At 53.9% G+C, this 16,606-nt stretch carries 9 protein-coding genes and 3 pseudogenes; 4 read left to right on the forward strand and 8 right to left on the reverse strand.

The features are described from left to right. Window positions 1-18 precede the first annotated feature (18 nt). Together BFP93_RS08955 and BFP93_RS08960 are read left to right on the forward strand one after the other, a co-directional pair. Window positions 19-552, forward strand: a complete 534-nt coding sequence (locus BFP93_RS08955; RefSeq protein ID WP_065892806.1) for a hypothetical protein — start codon at window positions 19-21, stop codon at window positions 550-552. A 224-nt stretch (window positions 553-776) separates the two neighbouring features. After that, the gene (locus BFP93_RS08960) at window positions 777-1,412 is read left to right on the forward strand and encodes a hypothetical protein (RefSeq protein ID WP_083205637.1); all 636 of its coding nucleotides are present in this window, start codon (window positions 777-779) and stop codon (window positions 1,410-1,412) included. A gap of 209 nt (window positions 1,413-1,621) precedes the next feature. Here BFP93_RS08960 and BFP93_RS08965 read toward each other — a convergent pair whose 3' ends face one another. The 4 genes and pseudogenes from BFP93_RS08965 to BFP93_RS08980 all read right to left on the reverse strand — a co-directional run bounded on the left by BFP93_RS08965 (window position 1,622) and on the right by BFP93_RS08980 (window position 9,536). Beyond that, entirely contained in the window at window positions 1,622-5,539 is a 3,918-nt protein-coding gene (locus BFP93_RS08965; protein ID WP_065892807.1) for a YobI family P-loop NTPase, read from the reverse strand. A gap of 640 nt (window positions 5,540-6,179) precedes the next feature. Next, window positions 6,180-6,353 (reverse strand): annotated as a pseudogene (locus BFP93_RS08970) (PLP-dependent aminotransferase family protein); the annotation flags it as partial. A 34-nt stretch (window positions 6,354-6,387) separates the two neighbouring features. Next, window positions 6,388-7,812, reverse strand: coding sequence for a hypothetical protein (locus BFP93_RS08975; protein WP_083205638.1), 1,425 nt, complete (start codon window positions 7,810-7,812; stop codon window positions 6,388-6,390). Between the two features lie 701 nt (window positions 7,813-8,513). Beyond that, the gene (locus BFP93_RS08980) at window positions 8,514-9,536 is read right to left on the reverse strand and encodes a zinc-dependent alcohol dehydrogenase family protein (protein WP_065888106.1); all 1,023 of its coding nucleotides are present in this window, start codon (window positions 9,534-9,536) and stop codon (window positions 8,514-8,516) included. A 269-nt stretch (window positions 9,537-9,805) separates the two neighbouring features. Here BFP93_RS08980 and BFP93_RS08985 point away from each other — a divergent pair, with 269 nt between their 5' ends. Further along, on the forward strand, window positions 9,806-10,720 hold the full coding sequence (locus BFP93_RS08985; protein WP_065892809.1) for a LysR family transcriptional regulator: 915 nt from the start codon (window positions 9,806-9,808) through the stop codon (window positions 10,718-10,720). 153 nt (window positions 10,721-10,873) lie between these two features. Next, window positions 10,874-12,142, forward strand: coding sequence for a tyrosine-type recombinase/integrase (locus BFP93_RS08990; protein WP_065892810.1), 1,269 nt, complete (start codon window positions 10,874-10,876; stop codon window positions 12,140-12,142). A gap of 416 nt (window positions 12,143-12,558) precedes the next feature. Here BFP93_RS08990 and BFP93_RS29630 read toward each other — a convergent pair. From BFP93_RS29630 to BFP93_RS09005, 4 genes and pseudogenes are all read right to left on the reverse strand, one after another. Continuing rightward, a pseudogene (locus tag BFP93_RS29630) lies at window positions 12,559-13,077 on the reverse strand (methyl-accepting chemotaxis protein); the annotation flags it as partial. A gap of 339 nt (window positions 13,078-13,416) precedes the next feature. Beyond that, window positions 13,417-14,667, reverse strand: a pseudogene (locus BFP93_RS29635) (HAMP domain-containing protein); the annotation flags it as partial. 148 nt (window positions 14,668-14,815) lie between these two features. Beyond that, on the reverse strand, window positions 14,816-16,252 hold the full coding sequence (locus tag BFP93_RS09000; protein WP_065892812.1) for an NAD(P)(+) transhydrogenase (Re/Si-specific) subunit beta: 1,437 nt from the start codon (window positions 16,250-16,252) through the stop codon (window positions 14,816-14,818). Further along, entirely contained in the window at window positions 16,252-16,572 is a 321-nt protein-coding gene (locus tag BFP93_RS09005) for an NAD(P) transhydrogenase subunit alpha (RefSeq protein ID WP_003187417.1), read from the reverse strand. The genes BFP93_RS09000 and BFP93_RS09005 overlap by 1 nt, the downstream gene beginning before the upstream one ends. Window positions 16,573-16,606 lie beyond the last annotated feature (34 nt).

Below are 16,606 nucleotides of genomic sequence, written 5' to 3' on the forward strand. Positions count from 1 at the left end.
AAGGACATCTGCTCAGCTATGCTCACGACCGCAGACATCATCGAGGCTCATATTTCACACACACCCAAAACCACGCTGGTACCTGGTGCCACTGCCCTCGGTGTATGCCCCAATCCTCAGTTGATGGGTGGGTCTTTTGGCAAATTGTACCAATGCCAAAACGCGCTTTCCTATCTGCGGCCACCCCTGTCGCCTACCACCAAGGCTGCCGGACTTAATGCCTTGGCGGATCTACGAGCAGCCCGAACCGAACTGCGCCGCATTAAGCGATACTGGCGATGCCACTACGAACTTTCAGAGCTGCACGCTGTGCTTGACCTATCTTCGCGTACCGATCGAGACCCCGTCCTCAATTCACCCTACGGTTCAGTGCGGATTTCGAAGCGCCTCACACATGCATTTCGCAGCTTCGAGGGCTACCCTGCCGCTCTAAAAGTGGAGTGCGGTCTCGTCAAGGAACTTTCAGGCCTTCTACGTCGCAGGCTGATTGAGGACGGCTTTGCAGACAGCAAGATGATCGACGATCAGATGGCCCACGACCTGGGTCTGTGAAGCTACCTGGGTCTGCGACACTCGCGACTTAGGGGGGGGTGCAGATGTGAGTGACGACCTATGGAGGTTGTTCAGGATGAGATTTTTATGAGCACGATAAAGGAGCATTTTTTTTTGAGGTTGAGCAGGAGCGGTTTCTTGAATGGGCCCGTGCTCGCCATGGTGGCGATTTCCTCGATGAAGAATCTGAAGCCTACGAAGCGTTGGCCCAAGAATACTCGGACATGAACGATGCGTTCGAGCAAGAGGCTGAATACCATTGGCTCCAACTCCAATCTTTTCACGAGCTGTACATCGAGTTCAGTGCTGAGCTCGATCTCGCTCGCGCCTTGCTCAGGGATAGCGTGAACGGCCCGCATACCCAGACGACCTGTAAGCTCGTATACGCTCACAGCGTCACGCTGCTTGAAACCATGATCAGTACTTCGGTCAATGCGCTAGTACTGAGGAACAGAGCTTTCCTGCTCAGCATCGCCAGGCAGATCGAGAGCATCCAAAAGGGTAAGAAAATCTCTTTGGTGGAAATTGCTGAGCACCCCCGAGGCGTGGAGGGAGTGATCCTGAAAGCACTTTCCGAAATCACTTTTCACAACCCGGATACCATTAAGACTGTGCTTGTGGCGGTGATAGGTGAGGGTATGAAGGATCTGGACGTTTCGACCTTCGCTCCGATCTGCAGGGTGCGTCATGACATCGTTCATCGCAACGGGAAAACCGTTGAGAATGAGCCGATCAAGCTGACGCCAGAGCAGGTGTACGAAGCCATGGATGCCATCGACGATCTGGCATCAGACATCAGTCGCAGAATTTTCGATGTGCTGACGAAACCGGCGATGGCTTCTGAGCGGGCCGGCGGGTAGGTGGCTACCTAGCGTAGTTTTGCCACTTTACCCGTGAAGCCCTTTCTACCGTTGTTGTCGTTGATGTCTACCTGTTGCAGAAATCACCTTGAGGCCTGTTCGAGATCTATTCGGGACGATCAGCTCTCCAGTGCCACTAAAGAGCTGTAACGCCCTCCTCCCGGACTCAACGACAAGTTCAGGGGATCGTCGCGACAATGAACTTGGCCTCACTTCAGAGCGCTGGTTAACACATTGACGACTATCTTGTCCTTCTTCTCGCTTACCTTGCCGACAAATCCCTTCGCTCCGAGAGCCTTGATGAATCGGCGATTCACGTCCGAGTTGAGTACTGTGAATTTACGATCCTTCTCTGCCAACCTGTTGAACCCTTCCTCGTCGAGACTTTTGAGGATGCCAGCCGTGTGAGACCACTCCACCCCCTTTGTTGCCACGATCTGCAAGAACGCTTCAATGCGACGCTTCGACGGTATCGTATTGTCGCTTGAAATGTACCAGAGCATCCCGGTGCAAATAGACGATGGGAAAGTGACATTGTGTTGATTTCCTATCTCACAGATTCGGGCGATCTCGGCACGCGCCCCAGCGTGTTCCTTCACCACCTCCTCACTGACTGCGCTCCAGAGATCAACCTTGTCCCTGATTGACACCCTATCGCTCTTCGTGACCCCGATCAGAACGTTCAAGTCAGCGGCAGCAGGATCAAAATCCTTCGCCGCTTGATCCCATCGCTGCGTCAAATAGGTCGCGAGGGACGACGGAGCCTTTTCGGTGATGCAAGCCAGTATCTTCGAGTGGTAAGGGAGATAGTCCAGCGTAACGAGCAACTCCCAACGGCCCGGTGGTATGGCTGCCGACAGCACTGAGGTATTTTTAATCACTGTCTCTGAAAGAATTACACGCAGCGATGCGTCATCGAAGCGAGTGTCCGAAAGCAACGTTTTTTGCAGGTCGTTAGCATGATCCGAGGTCTCATCCCACAAGACGCCCTTCAACTCATCTCGGTGCCTCTCTAAGAAGCTTAAAAACGCCGTGGTGGCCTCAACGTGCGTTGCGTCATCATGAGTAGGATCAATGGCGCGATACTCACTATTTTCGGTGTACCAGGCCCAACTGAAAAACGTAAAAACCGATTTCTTTGACGGCAAAACGGAGTCGCTATCTAAAATATTTGCCCACAAAACTTCAGGCAGAGCGTCTAGAGATTCGAAGATTGTTTCTGTTCTCTCCAGCAATGAGAACATAAGGTCTTCGTCCTTGGAGACACCCTGGAGGAGCAAGGTCAGAGATAACGATGTCTCAGGCAGCATCCCCTTCTGAGTCAAAAGCTCACGGATGAACGATGAAGGGTTGCGGGAAATCAGGCGATCCAGTCCTGTGATCGACAGTTCCCTTAAGGACTGATAGGTGATGGTTGAGCCAGGCTCAAACTCCGGATCGAGAGTCATCTGGATCAGGCTCAACATTTGGATATTGAGCTTGATGTACCCGAAGTCTATCAGGGCTTTGAGTGACTCTGGGGAGTGATCTGCCCCCAGGCTATGAAATTCCACCGGATGCTGGGAAATATACTTCCAGCCTTCTGTCTTGCTGCGCAGTCCAGGCATGAGCAACGTGACATCTTCAAGCGATTCAAGCAAAGGCAGGAAGCTCGCATCAGGGTCGCTTTCAATATCCTCAATTTCATCCTCATTGAGCGAAGACAGCATACCCTGCAGAAGCTTTTGACGATTTTGCGAGCCAGAAAATTGCTCACTCTTGGTCAACAAGGCTTGGTAGAGAGTGCCTTGGTGGTGGTAGATGGCACGCACCAACCCTGGGAAGGATTCGGTATCTAGCAATGCATGGATGACCGCTGCAACACGCTCAAGATGATCGATGCTGCCCTCAAGAATCGACTCCATCTCTGAATGTTTTTTGCCTACGTCTCCAATCTTAGTAGGGCTGCAAAGGTAACCGACTAAACCTGCCAACAGCCCTCTGCCGTCCTCCAACTCGACATGTGATAATTTTGATAGCACAAGTTCAGGGTTGACTAGTGGGCTATCAACGGTCGGTGACTTGCCCGCACGCAAATCCAGGATGAGATTCATGTCCTCCATTCCCAACGCGCCCGCGTAGAAATAACCGATATAGGCCGTGTAATCGGTGCTAAAAAAACCAGCTCTGACCAAATAGCTCATGGCTGGCACGGAAGCAAAATGACTGACTACTACTTCATTGAAGCTGCTGTGTTTTAGCGCGTTTTTGAGCGGTAACCTTCGGAGATTCTCTTTCTCTTGACTGAGCTTGGTAATAGTCGCGGCGAGCGAGCCAGCAGTGGTTGACAGCAAGGAAACTTTTTTTAGATATGAAGGGGAACCGGAATTTAGCGCTTCTGAAAGGCTGATACGCTTGCCGCTCGATAAAAAACGATAATCCCAATTACCCAGTACGATATTACCGCCACTCGTAGAGACTGATTCAAAAATCTCATTATCTAAAAACTGCATCATAGTGTAGACACCACCATCGGTTTGAAAATGAGAGGCGTGGTGAAGTCCTGATAACCTGAGCAGCTCGAACCAAAAATTTTGTCTTAATTCCTGAACACTTCTAGCCACCAATTCTTTCCTTGCCTGGGATTCTGATCGCACACTCAGAATTTCAGCATCTATTTCAGTGATGCGCACAGTTTTCCACGATTCAAAAAGAGCGAACAACTCATAAACAGTCCCAGCACGCCGCAGCAACGCAGCATAAGCTTTCGGATATAAATTCCGAATAAATATTATAGCCAACAGCTTGTTTCTATCCAAGTTAATTTCAGATGCCAACAAGCTGGCATACATATCGAACTCATTGACAATGTTTTTCAATAACCGCATATCGTCAATATAATATGAAACAGTCTCCACCAGCACCGGGTGCAGGCCATCGTAAAGAGTTTCATTTTTTAGCTTCCGATCCGAAAGCAATTCTATTAGCTTCTGCTGAGAGTTTTCGAAATTCACGACAGGTATTACAGGAATGATGACATCAAAAAACTTTGTCTTCTCGCTTGAAACAAACAATTCATCCCGCAAAGCATAAACAAAAAATATAGGCCTTCTGATTTGCGGCGAGTTTTTGATTATTAGATTAATTTCCCGGAGCCTGAAGAAGACATCCTGAATACCGAAGCGATCTAGATCCTCGATCAAGACCACATCAATATGGCTGCGTTCGAAGCAGTAAATGATTTCATCTATATTTTTATGAAGAACTGATCCATGATTTGTAGCTTCAAGTTTTCCACCCTTTACGGTGAGCCCATCTATATTGAATGCAGAGAACAGGCTCGTCGCACGATAAATCAACGACACTACGCCAACAGTCACTGCGATAGCGGCTACCCAGACTGGAACCCTTAACAGGATATTTACTAACCAGCCTGGCTCGAATGACCAAATGGTCGTTAGATTCTCTGCGTACAAACGTGCGCCACCCAGTACGACGGCGCTCAGAAACACCGTCGACCAAACGATCGACGATTTCGACGCCTGAACGATTCGCTTCAGACGAGTTTTAGGCAAGTCCTCTGCCTTCACCGTATAAAGCAGTTGCTGAACGATCGTTTCCTCGATCCGGTCGACCAGGCTTACATCATTGGTTGTCTTTGGCTGGCCGGCGGAAACGGACGATTTCCCACCTTCATCGCCTTGGAGGGATAGCGCGGCTGCCGGTAATGATCCTGATGCAGGTGCTGGTGTTGTTGCTTGAGGTTGGGGTGAAGACGGGGCATCAACTACACCGTCTTTTCCGAAGGTGGCCAGAGAAACCCAAGCATAGTTTAGCTCTTGATGCTTCTCGACAAACGTTCGAATCAGGCTACTTTTGCCAGCACCGTAGTCACCTGTGATCGCAATATTTCGCACCTGATCGTTAAGCAGCGCATGGCGAAGCTCGCTCACATAACGACCCGATTGCTCGTCGGTCATGACTATGGGTGTTAAAGGCTCGAAAACGTTCGGCTGCGCGTAATCGCTTGCTAACTTATGTCTCAGCAGCGTTCGCGACTGGAGCCGGGACGCCTGCCCTACTACCTTTTGAATCTTTGAACTCACCGCGATGCCAATTCTACCCAGCCACTGAGTAACCACTTCCATTCCTGCATCCTTACTGAAAATGTTGAAGGCCACTCGCGGTCGGGATCATGAGGCACAGCGCCGACCCTTGATGAGAAAACGCTTCGACCTGCTCCGCCAGCCAAACCCGAGAATGACCGATGATATCGCATAGCCACACAGGTGAGGGATTTGAGCACTTTACTGATTTATTGGCGGATGCGGGAATCGCACCCGGCTGACGCGGCATTACGGTCGTGGTGGCGCAATTTTGGGGATTAGGCAACCTCTGATATAGAGGTGCGCCCGGCGGACGTTAGGCAAGATCTGTTTGACGCTTTGTTGCTCGGGACGGGTTCGCAGTCGTCACTCGACATCATTAGCCGAGCTGTTCTAGTGACAACCCCCATTCAGATCCTGGCATTTCGCCTGCTTTAAATGAAGGTTTGCCGGGGCCACCGAGCCAGCCGAGGTGCGCCCCCGATGCGCCCCTCGCACGGGGCATATTTTCTGGCACCAAGAGACGATTTCCAGAAGTGTAAACAGACAGGCGAAAAATGGGCCCATTTTTACGATTTTCTGACAATTACAATGTAATCAGAAACGGGCACTCCTCTGTAAAGCACGTCTTGAACGACCTTTATGTATTTTGGTAATTTTTTACATAGTCGTTGACAATGTGGAGTAAAACAGCGTACTGAATCGTCGAGATCGACACCTTCAACCGGGTCGACAGTTGCCGCAGTGAAGGCAGCTTTACCGGTGTCTCAAGGCTGACTTCATTGATCAGGTTGATCATGTAGCGGTACACCGCCTGATAGGCAAAATCGGCTTGCCGCTCTCCTCGCAGCTTCATGAGCGTCCGCTCGGGCTTGCACGTACAGGCACGCTTAACGTCCCGACAACTGCGCAATCTGCGCCTGCACCCGCGCTCCGCGCCGTTTGCGTGCCTGGACGCCACGGCCCGCGTGCAGAGGCCGCTTGCGGTACAGGTGCTGCAGGAGAGGCAATGGCAGGCCGCTGGTGTCAATCAGCCATTGCTGCAACATGTCGGCAGCGGGCTTGCCCTGCAATGCCTTATGCAATTCAGGAAGCCCCACCAGCATGCCGGGGTGGCACTGACGCAGGTAACCCTCCAGGCGCTCGCCGTGATGAATGAACGGAGAGAACAACAGGCAAGTCAGTTGGCCCTCGTCCAGGCCAAAGAACCCGCTGGCGTAGGTCGTCGACAACACGCGTCCCTCGTGACTGCTCATCTCGTCGATCAGGCTCTGCGGGATTTGTCGACGGCCCATCGCCCCCCTGGCCTGGTGCACGAACGCTTCGACGCCCTCCTCGTACGACAACTCCCGCAGGCAGCGAGCCTGCAGCCCATGCAGATGCGCCATGAGCAGCGGGTTGGGATAGTCAGGATGACTGAAGTGAAAGTCGAACGGGTCCGGCTTGTGGGCCAGGAAGTCGGTCAGCAGCGGCGCCGAGGCAACATCGACCTCGTCGAGCAGATCGGCCACCCCGATATAGGCCAAATGGCGGTGCCCGCCACGGCCAGTGCCCTCGGTCTCCACGAACTGCTCGCCATAGAGGTCGCGGTAGCAACCGGTGCTCCACTCCTGCATGCGCGCAAACAGGATATTGAGCGAGGCGGGCCTGCGCGGCGGCACAGTGACGCCCGCGCCCAGTGCCGCGCGCTTGAGCCAGGCCAGGTATTGGCTCTGTTTGCGTGGCGCGTCGCCGCTGACCAGGGCGTGCACGCCGCCGTTCCACGTGCTGATGCGCTGGTAGAAATCCCCCATGGCCAGGTAAGTATCGTTGCACAGCGTTGCGCGGACATCCCCGGACGTCAGGTGCCCGATCATCAGCCTATTGCGCTGGCTGACCTCACGGCCAACGCTGGATGCCGGCCGCTGATGATGGAAAGGCTGCACCTCCTGGTTTTCCACCATCAACAGCTCCACGCGAGGATCATCGTGGAAAAACAGCGCGCCGTAGCCCTCGTTCAGACTGTCGAGCGTCGCCTGGGTCATCCCGGCATGCCGCAACGTTGCGACCCGCAGGTGAAAAGTCTTGGGCGCACGGCCAGCGATGCTCAACTGCGCCGCTCGCAGCAGCGCCAGGGTGTAACTGCTCACCTCACCGCCGCCGTGCGCGATCAACACTTTGTAGTTGGCCACTTGTTCCATCCCGCCTGCCGCCACCACTATGCGCTGGATCAACAATTGGAGTGCAGTCCTTTCGGCGCGCGTGAAGTGCCCCATCAAACGTTGCAGAACTTGCTGATAAACATAGTTCATGGCTTGTTCGTGAATTGCGCCCATCGTTCTACTACCTGAGTTGAAATATCAGTTTCAAAGCAACTTTTGATACCGCTGCTTGACCCATTACATCTGTAGGCTTGTCTTCCGCTGGAGGGCACAAAGATGATTAAACACTAGCACCTGGCAACAAAATCACCGGCGCAGGCACCTGAGCCGCGCACGACCGAACCTACGCGCAGACGCGAAAATCCAGGGCCCCGTGTGGTCACGTCGCACACCCTAGGAATATTCCGACAACTTCCTACAGCGCCCTAACTAACAAACTAGCGAAACTTCCGACAAATATTAAATCAACCATTTAATCCTGCTCCTGACAACAAGGCCGGATGTTCTGAGCGCATTTCTGCAGCCAGGGTATCGCTTGATTAGTTCGCTGACGCGAGACAGTAGTGTGCAATAGCTAATCATTGCTCAATCCTTGAGATGATGGTGAAGCCACAATTATCGGCGCTCAAATAATGATTAATAGATACAGAACAACGCAGGAAAGCAGCTCAGATGATCTGCAGCGCGAACTTCAGTAACGCCCACACGACAGCGCCGCGCTGGATTTCAGGGCGGCGTGAGGGCAAAAGGTATTGTTTACGGGGCGCAGCGCCCTCGGAGCGGCTCAACCCTGGCGCGGGTTAAGCCCTGACAAATGGCGCATCTGCCGTATCCGCGCAGACGCTGGAGCATTCATTTGCGAATACTCCTACAGCTCAAACAGCTTCAACCTGCAACGCAACCCGTTCGCGGCACGGGCATTCGTCCATGTAGCGATGAGCTTCAACGAACTGGCTGAACGGAAACACTGTGGTTTTCAGCGGTACCAGTACCCGGTCGGCGGTCAGTTGGTTGATATCACGCAAGGCCCGCTGCAACGCCACGTGGTCCTGAATGATGCCCAGCTCCGGCTTGCCGGTGAAGTTGCCGATGCAATGCACGAAGAACTGAATGTTCTTCTGGAACGCCGCACAGGCGGGGAACGGCGTCTGGTTGCCGCCCTGCAGGCCGTACAACACCAGGCTGCCCCGTGGCGCCAGCACATCACCAAGCAACGACATCTGTGGCCCGCCAAGGCCGTCGAACACCACATCGACACCACGATCGCCGGTGATTTTGTTGATTTGCATGAGCAGGTCCTGCTCTTCGGTGACGATCACTTTTTCCGCCCCAAGGGACAGCAGGTACTCGCGCTCGTCGCTGTCTTTGGTCGCGGCAATCACGCGTACACCCAGGGCTTTGCCCAGCTGCACAAACGAAGGCCCGGCGCAGTGGCTGGCGTCGGTCACCAGGGCAAATTGCCCGGGTTTGACCCGTGCCAGGTCCATGTAGGCGAAATACGCAATCAACAGCGGCGTGTAATGCACGCTGGCTTCAATGGGGCTCAGGACATCCGGGTAACGGGTCAGGGCCGAACGCGGCAGGACAATCTGCTCGCCATACACCGGGTAATCGTTAGGGCTTTCGGCGGGGAAACTGGCGACCTTGTCGCCCACCGCCAAATCGTCCACGCCCTCACCCAGGGCGACCACCACACCGGCCATTTCATGACCCAGGCCAGACGGCAGACGTGCATGGGACGACGCCAGGTTCTGGCGCCACAGAATGTCGTACCAGCTGATACCAATCGCGTCGACACGCACCTGCACTTCGCCCGGTGCGGGCTGCGCGGCTGCATGCTCTTCGCATTTGAGCACCTCGGCCGGACCAAACTTGTGAAAACGAATCGTGCGGGACATCGCAAACCTCGTCAAAGTAACCTCTAATGCCATGAACTCTATCTGGGCTTTACGGGTAAGACCACAGGTCGCCATTAATAGTCGACATGCTTGTCATTGATTCCGCATGTGAGGAATAGACCTCAGCTAACGTAGGAAAACTCAATTATCCTGTGCAGAGTACCAGCCTTTCCCCGTAAGATTCATGCCGGTCATGCTTCAGAGTGGAACCTTGGAGGTTCTTGATATGGCCGCTCTCGTCAAGTTCGCTGACTCTTCCAGGACACAAGATGAACCGTAACGACCTGCGTCGTGTCGACCTTAACCTCTTGATCGTATTCGAAACCTTGATGCATGAGCGCAGTGTGACCCGCGCCGCCGAGAAACTGTTTCTCGGCCAGCCGGCCATCAGCGCGGCCTTGTCACGCCTGCGCGGGCTGTTTGACGACCCGCTGTTCGTACGCACCGGGCGCAGCATGGAGCCCACCGCCCGCGCCGTGGAAATCTTCGCCCTGCTCTCCCCGGCGCTGGACTCGATCTCCACCGCCGTCAGCCGCGCCGCCGAGTTCGACCCGGCCACCAGCACTGCGGTCTTCCGCATTGGCCTGTCCGACGACGTGGAATTCGCCCTGCTGCCACAACTGCTCAAACGCCTGCGCGCCGAAGCGCCCGGCATCGTGCTGGTGGTGCGTCGCGTCAACTACATCCTCATGCCCGGCTTGCTCGCTTCAGGCGAAATCTCCATCGGCGTCAGCTACACCGCCGACCTGCCGGCCAACGCCAAGCGCAAGGTCCTTCGCCGCAGCCTGCCGAAACTGCTGCGCGCCGACAGCGTGCCCGGCTCATTGAGCCTGGACGACTTCTGCGCAAGACCCCATGCCCTGGTGTCGTTCGCCGGTGACCTGAGCGGGTTTATCGATGAAGAACTGGAAAAACTCGGGCGCAAACGCCACGTAGTGCTGGCCGTTCCGCAATTCAACGGCCTGGGGACGCTACTGGCAGGCACCGATATCCTTGCCAACGTACCGGATTACGCCGCCGAGGCACTGACCTCGGCCGGCGGCCTGCGCGCCGAAGACCCGCCGCTGCCGGTGCGCTCGTTCGAACTGCACATGGCCTGGCGCGGGTCGCAGGATAATGATCCGGGGGAGCGGTGGTTGAGGTCGCGGATTCAGATGTTTTTTGGGGACCCCGATAGCCTGTAATGGAATTCTACTAAATTCCATAAAACCTTTTTATAACAACAAGTTATTGGTTGTTTAAGTCCATAGCCGTCTGTCTAAATCCAATGAATTCCACGACTCATGGGGGCATAATTGGGGGCAAATTTCGGTTCCTTAAAAAGGATGCCCCCACCGATGCCCCCAGATAATGCGGTTGTTTTCAAACGAAAACTCAGCGATGCCTTGATCCGATCACTGACCGAACCTGGCAAACACGCCGATGGCGAAGTTCCTGGCCTCTACTTGGAGGTGAGGGCGTCGAGTAAGGTCGGCAAATCCCCTTCCAAGGTTTGGCGATTGAAGTATCGGCTGCATGGGAAGGAAAACCGCTTCTCCATCGGCGCTTACCCCGACATTAGCCTCAAGGAGGCGCGCGACATTGCCCGCGGCGCACGCCGCGACGTGGCTAACCACACCGCTCCGCTCAAGGCCAAGACCGCCAAGATCGAGGCACAGTTGCTCAATGAAGAGCGCACCTTCGCTTACGTGGCCGAGCAATGGTTGGCATTCAAGTCTGCCGAACTGGTGACAAAATCCATCTCGGGCTTTACCGGAGCTCTGAACAACCACATCTTGCCTGCCATTGGCAAAAAACCGATCAGCGAGATCAAGTTGGAGCACATCACTACGATCATCACTGAGTTGCGCCGCCAACGCACCATGGCCATGGCCCGGCGCGTGCGCACCATCATACGTGCCGTTCTGGGCTTTGCCGAAGGTCGCGGCTGGGTGGAGCGCAACGTGGCGCTCAGCAACATTGAGGAGTTGAAGATTCGCCACATCGTGACCAGCAACCCGGCGATCGAAAGGCCATCCGACCTGGGCAGGTTTCTTCTACGCCTTGATGACTGCAACGACGGCAGCGTTGCCACCGCAATGCGCCTGCTGGTCATGTTGCCGGTCCGCCCAGGCGAACTGGTGCAGATGCGCTGGGAAGATGTCGACTTGGTGGGCGCCGATTGGCGTTATGTGGTGAGCAAGACCAAGCATCTGGACAAGAGCAAACACATCGTGCCGTTGCCTGAACAAGCCTTGGTTCTGTTACGCGAGCTACATAAAACCCGCGTGGTGGATGAAGAAGGCAAAGGCTGGGTGTTCGTCTCGCCGGTCTATCCGGGACGTCCCATAAACCCGACCTCCATGCTCAAGTCCTTTCAGCGTATTTGGCCGGAGTACAACATCACTGCTCACGGCTTTCGCGCGACCTACAGAACCATTGCACACGAGCACTTGGGAATCGATCCAATTGTGCTCGAACTATCGTTATCCCACAGAATGCCAGGTGCGCTAGGGGCTGTTTATGCGCGTGCGCAACTGCTAGCGCAACGCCGAGAAGCGGCTCAACGATGGGCTGACTATTTAGATCATCTACGGCAAAACGCTTGGCGAGTGACGACAGATTGACGATATACGAAAATCAGGAGAATGGAACAGGAAACGAGACTCGCATCTAACGCCCGCCCCATTGAAATCTAAAAATTTTCTTTTCTTGCCGAAGCAGGGAAGGACTTAATTATAAATTTTATTGAGGTACATCAGGAGCCAAGTACAATTGACTCAATACTACGCCATTTAATTCTACTTATCGCCAATCGACGAACTCTCCCTCATTGACGCTGTTTTCGCATCACCGCAGAGAGCTATGAATGAGAGTGCACGGGGATCCGTTGACTGAAAAAAAGGATCAGGATGCGTAAAGATATTCATGGGCTTCTTATTTACGTCATACCGACCTATGTTAGCTGAGCCTACGCTTGAAGCGGGCCAACCATTAACGAGTATTAATTAAAGGTCGGCATCCAGCCGTGACTAATAGCTAGTTAGACCCTGAATTGCGAGACTAACCTACACTGCTCAGCCGATAGAGCATTAAGGGTTGATCCTGACTCCAACGCTTTCTTCGCCGCTGTGGCGACTTGATCCGTAATTTGTCCCATTCCTGTTATTGTGAGGTTGATTTCTTCAGCCACCTGGCTTTGCTGTTCTGCAGCTGCAGCAATCTGATTATTCATCTCATTGATGATGTTTACGGACGCCGTGATACCCAAGAAGGTATGCGCGGCCATCTGCGCTTGCTGTAAGCATGATTGAGTATGGGTATGACTTTCAAGCATTGATTGGGTCACCGACTGACTCCCCCCCTGCAAACGTTCGATGATTAATCTAACCTCCTCAGTCGCAAGCTGGGTTTTTTGCGCCAAGCTTCTAACTTCATCAGCCACAACAGCGAAACCACGGCCATGATCTCCGGCTCGAGCGGCTTCAATAGCGGCATTGAGTGCGAGCAAATTGGTTTGTTCTGCGATGGCACGGATCGCAGTTACAACAGCTCCTATATCATTGCTGCTTTCTTCGAGTACTTTCACCGTCTTGACAGAATTTTCCATGCGAATAGCGAGCGCGTGAATAGCGGCGACGGCGTCCTCCATCGCAACTTTCCCGTCAATTACCGCTTGTTCCGCACGCTCCGTTGCTTTTGCAGCATTCATGGCATTTGCTGCGACATCCTGCGAGGATGTAGTCATCTCATTAATTGCTGTTGCAATCTGCTCAACGTCACTCTGCTGACTCTGCATCCCTTTATGGGTTTGTGCCGCCATAGCGGCGCCGTCGGACGTTGAGTCAGCAATCATTTTGGTCGAGTCTACGACCTTAATAATTAACATCTGTAACTTCTCTAAAAATACATTAAACTCTTGAGCAATAAGACCCAACTCGTCCGCCCGCGAACTACTCAGTCGCCGAGTTAAATCCCCCTCCCCTTTTGCAATATTTTTTATCATCGCCAGCATACTGTGAAGTGGACGAACGATTCCGCGCGCCACAAATCCGACAATCAGAATTCCGAAGCCACTCACCAGTAAACCAACTAATCCCATTGAGCGCGCCTCAGAAATGTAGTGCTGCTCCAAGAGATTTTTCAGGTCGCTAACGCTCTTGAAAACGACACTTTCAGGAAGTCGTACCAATAGCGTCCACTTCGTAGCTGTGTTGGCAACGGCAAAACGAATTGCCAGTTGAATCATGCCTCGTTGATCAAAACTATAACTCTCATCTGAAGTGCTTAGCGTTGAAAATGAGCTAACCAGTTCTGTTCCAAACGTTTCGCTAGCAGATTTCCCTACTTTACTAGCGTCCCCAGTGTACGCTACGAAACGGCCGTTGCCGGAAACCAAGGCCATGTCACCCGCCCCGCCATACAACCCACGATTTGCTGTTTCGAGGATTTTTTGGACAAACTCCAAATCTAGCGATGCACCAGCAATACCTTTGAATTTATCCTTTACGAGAATCGGAGCGGTAAACGCAGTCAACTGTACCGATTTCCCGTTAATAGTATAAATTACAGGATCGGTTGCACAGGCAGACCGACTTTCCTTTGGGCACAAATAAAACTCGCCCTCCCTTACACCCGTAGGTAGCAGCGCCTCACTTTCCATAGCATATAGCTTTGATAGAGTGTATTTACCGCCTTCAGCGCGAAACCACAAGGGTAAGAAGCGTTCTTGCTCGCTCAAACCTCTATTAGCACTTTCTTCAAAAATACCTTCTGGTTCCCAGGCTATGTAGGCAGTCACTAGTTGTGGGTTCTGAACGAGCGCATCAAGAGCGAGATCACTGAGTAATTTCCCTTCTGCCTCACGATCACTATTAGGCTTGGATGCAGCCAAAACATTGGCTCTTGCTAGATTTTTTGCGATCGTAATTGGCTGATCCAACTGCCTCTGAATTTCGCTAACCTGATACTTTGAAAGGCCTACTAAGTGTTCTTTAACCTCACCCCCCAAAACCTCTCGGGTTTTATCACCGATCCAGTTCTGGGTTTTCTCTCCAGAAATTAGCGTATATAGCACTAATACCGCCACTACGGAGAGAATGGCAGACCCTGCGTAAAACATAATGCTTAACTGAAGAGATTTTATTTTCATTATTTCTCACTCTTGCTTGCGGTCTAAAGGCACTATTATTTATTCCATAACTACTAGAGCACATGACCTGAACATCAATTTTTTACTGACGTTGCAGATTTCTTCAGTGCGCAGGCGTTAGGGTGATGGCCATACTTGACCATTAGTATCAATCGACTGCCTTAACCATATCTTCGATGACCTTCTTGGCATCACCGAAAACCATCATGGTCCTGTCGAGGTAGAACAGTTCGTTGTCCAGGCCGGCATAGCCGCTGGCCATCGAGCGCTTGTTGACGATGATGGTCTTGGCCTTAAACGCTTCGAGAATCGGCATGCCGGCAATCGGCGACTTCGGATCGTTCTTCGCGGCAGGGTTGACCACATCGTTCGCCCCGAGCACCAGCACCACGTCGGCCTGGCCGAACTCGGAGTTGATGTCTTCCATCTCGAACACCTGGTCGTAAGGCACTTCGGCCTCGGCGAGCAGAACGTTCATGTGCCCCGGCATACGGCCGGCAACCGGGTGGATCGCATACTTCACGGTCACGCCACGGTGGGTCAGCTTCTCGGTCAATTCCTTCAGCGCATGCTGTGCACGCGCTACTGCCAAGCCGTAACCCGGCACGATGATCACGGTGTCGGCGTTGGTCAGCAGGAAAGTCGCATCGTCGGCCGAGCCGGACTTCACCGGGCGCGCTTCTTTCGACCCTGCCGCCGCACCGGCATCCGGCGCATTGCCGAAGCCGCCGAGCAGTACATTGAAGAAGGAGCGGTTCATGGCCTTGCACATGATGTACGACAGGATCGCGCCGCTGGAGCCCACCAGGGAGCCGGCGATGATCAGCATCGAGTTGTTCAGCGAGAAGCCGATCCCTGCCGCTGCCCAGCCGGAGTAGCTGTTGAGCATCGAGACAACCACCGGCATGTCGGCGCCGCCGATGGGGATGATGATCAGCACGCCCAGTACAAAGGCCAGGGCCAGCATCACGGCGAAGGCCGTGAGGTTGCCGGTGAACATGAAGGCCAGGCCCAGGCCCAGCGTCAGCAGGCCCAGCACCAGGTTGAGCTTGTGCTGGCCGCCGAACTGCACCGGTGCGCCCTGGAACAGGCGGAACTTGTACTTGCCGGAGAGCTTGCCGAAAGCGATCACCGAACCGGAGAAGGTAATTGCACCGATGGCGGCACCCAGGAACAGTTCCAGGCGGTTGCCCGCAGGAATGGCGTCGCCCAGGTGCTTGACGATACCCAGCGATTGCGGTTCGACGACCGCCGCGATGGCGATGAATACCGCAGCCAGGCCGATCATGCTGTGCATGAACGCGACCAGTTCCGGCATCTTGGTCATTTCGACGCGCTTGGCCATGACCGAGCCGGCGGTGCCGCCGATCAGCAGGCCGACGATCACATAGCCGATACCGGCCGTCGCCAGCTCAGCGCCGAGCTTATAGATGAGGCCAACGGTGGTGAGTACCGCCAGCGCCATGCCGAGCATGCCGAACAGGTTGCCGCGCCGCGAAGTGGTCGGGTGCGAGAGGCCTTTGAGGGCCTGGATGAAGCAGATCGACGCAATCAGGTAGAGCGTCGTGACGAGGTTCATGCTCATTACTTGGGCGCCTCTTCTTTTACTTTCGGGGCTTTTTTCTTGAACATCTCAAGCATTCGCCGGGTGACCAGGAAACCACCAAACACATTGACCGCCGCCAGGGCCACAGCCAGGGTGCCCATGGTCTTGCCCAGCGGTGTGACCGTGAGGGCGGCGGCGAGCATGGCGCCGACGATCACGATTGCCGAAATGGCGTTGGTTACGGCCATCAACGGCGTGTGCAGCGCGGGTGTCACGTTCCAGACCACGTGGTAACCGACATAAATCGCCAGCACAAAGATGATCAGGTTGTAGATACCGGGGGAGATAAGCTCTTCCATCGTCTGAATCCCTGCTTAGGCGTTTTTGCGGATG

The organism is Pseudomonas sp. 44 R 15 (assembly GCF_900004965.1).
Classification (GTDB): domain Bacteria; phylum Pseudomonadota; class Gammaproteobacteria; order Pseudomonadales; family Pseudomonadaceae; genus Aquipseudomonas; species Aquipseudomonas orientalis_A.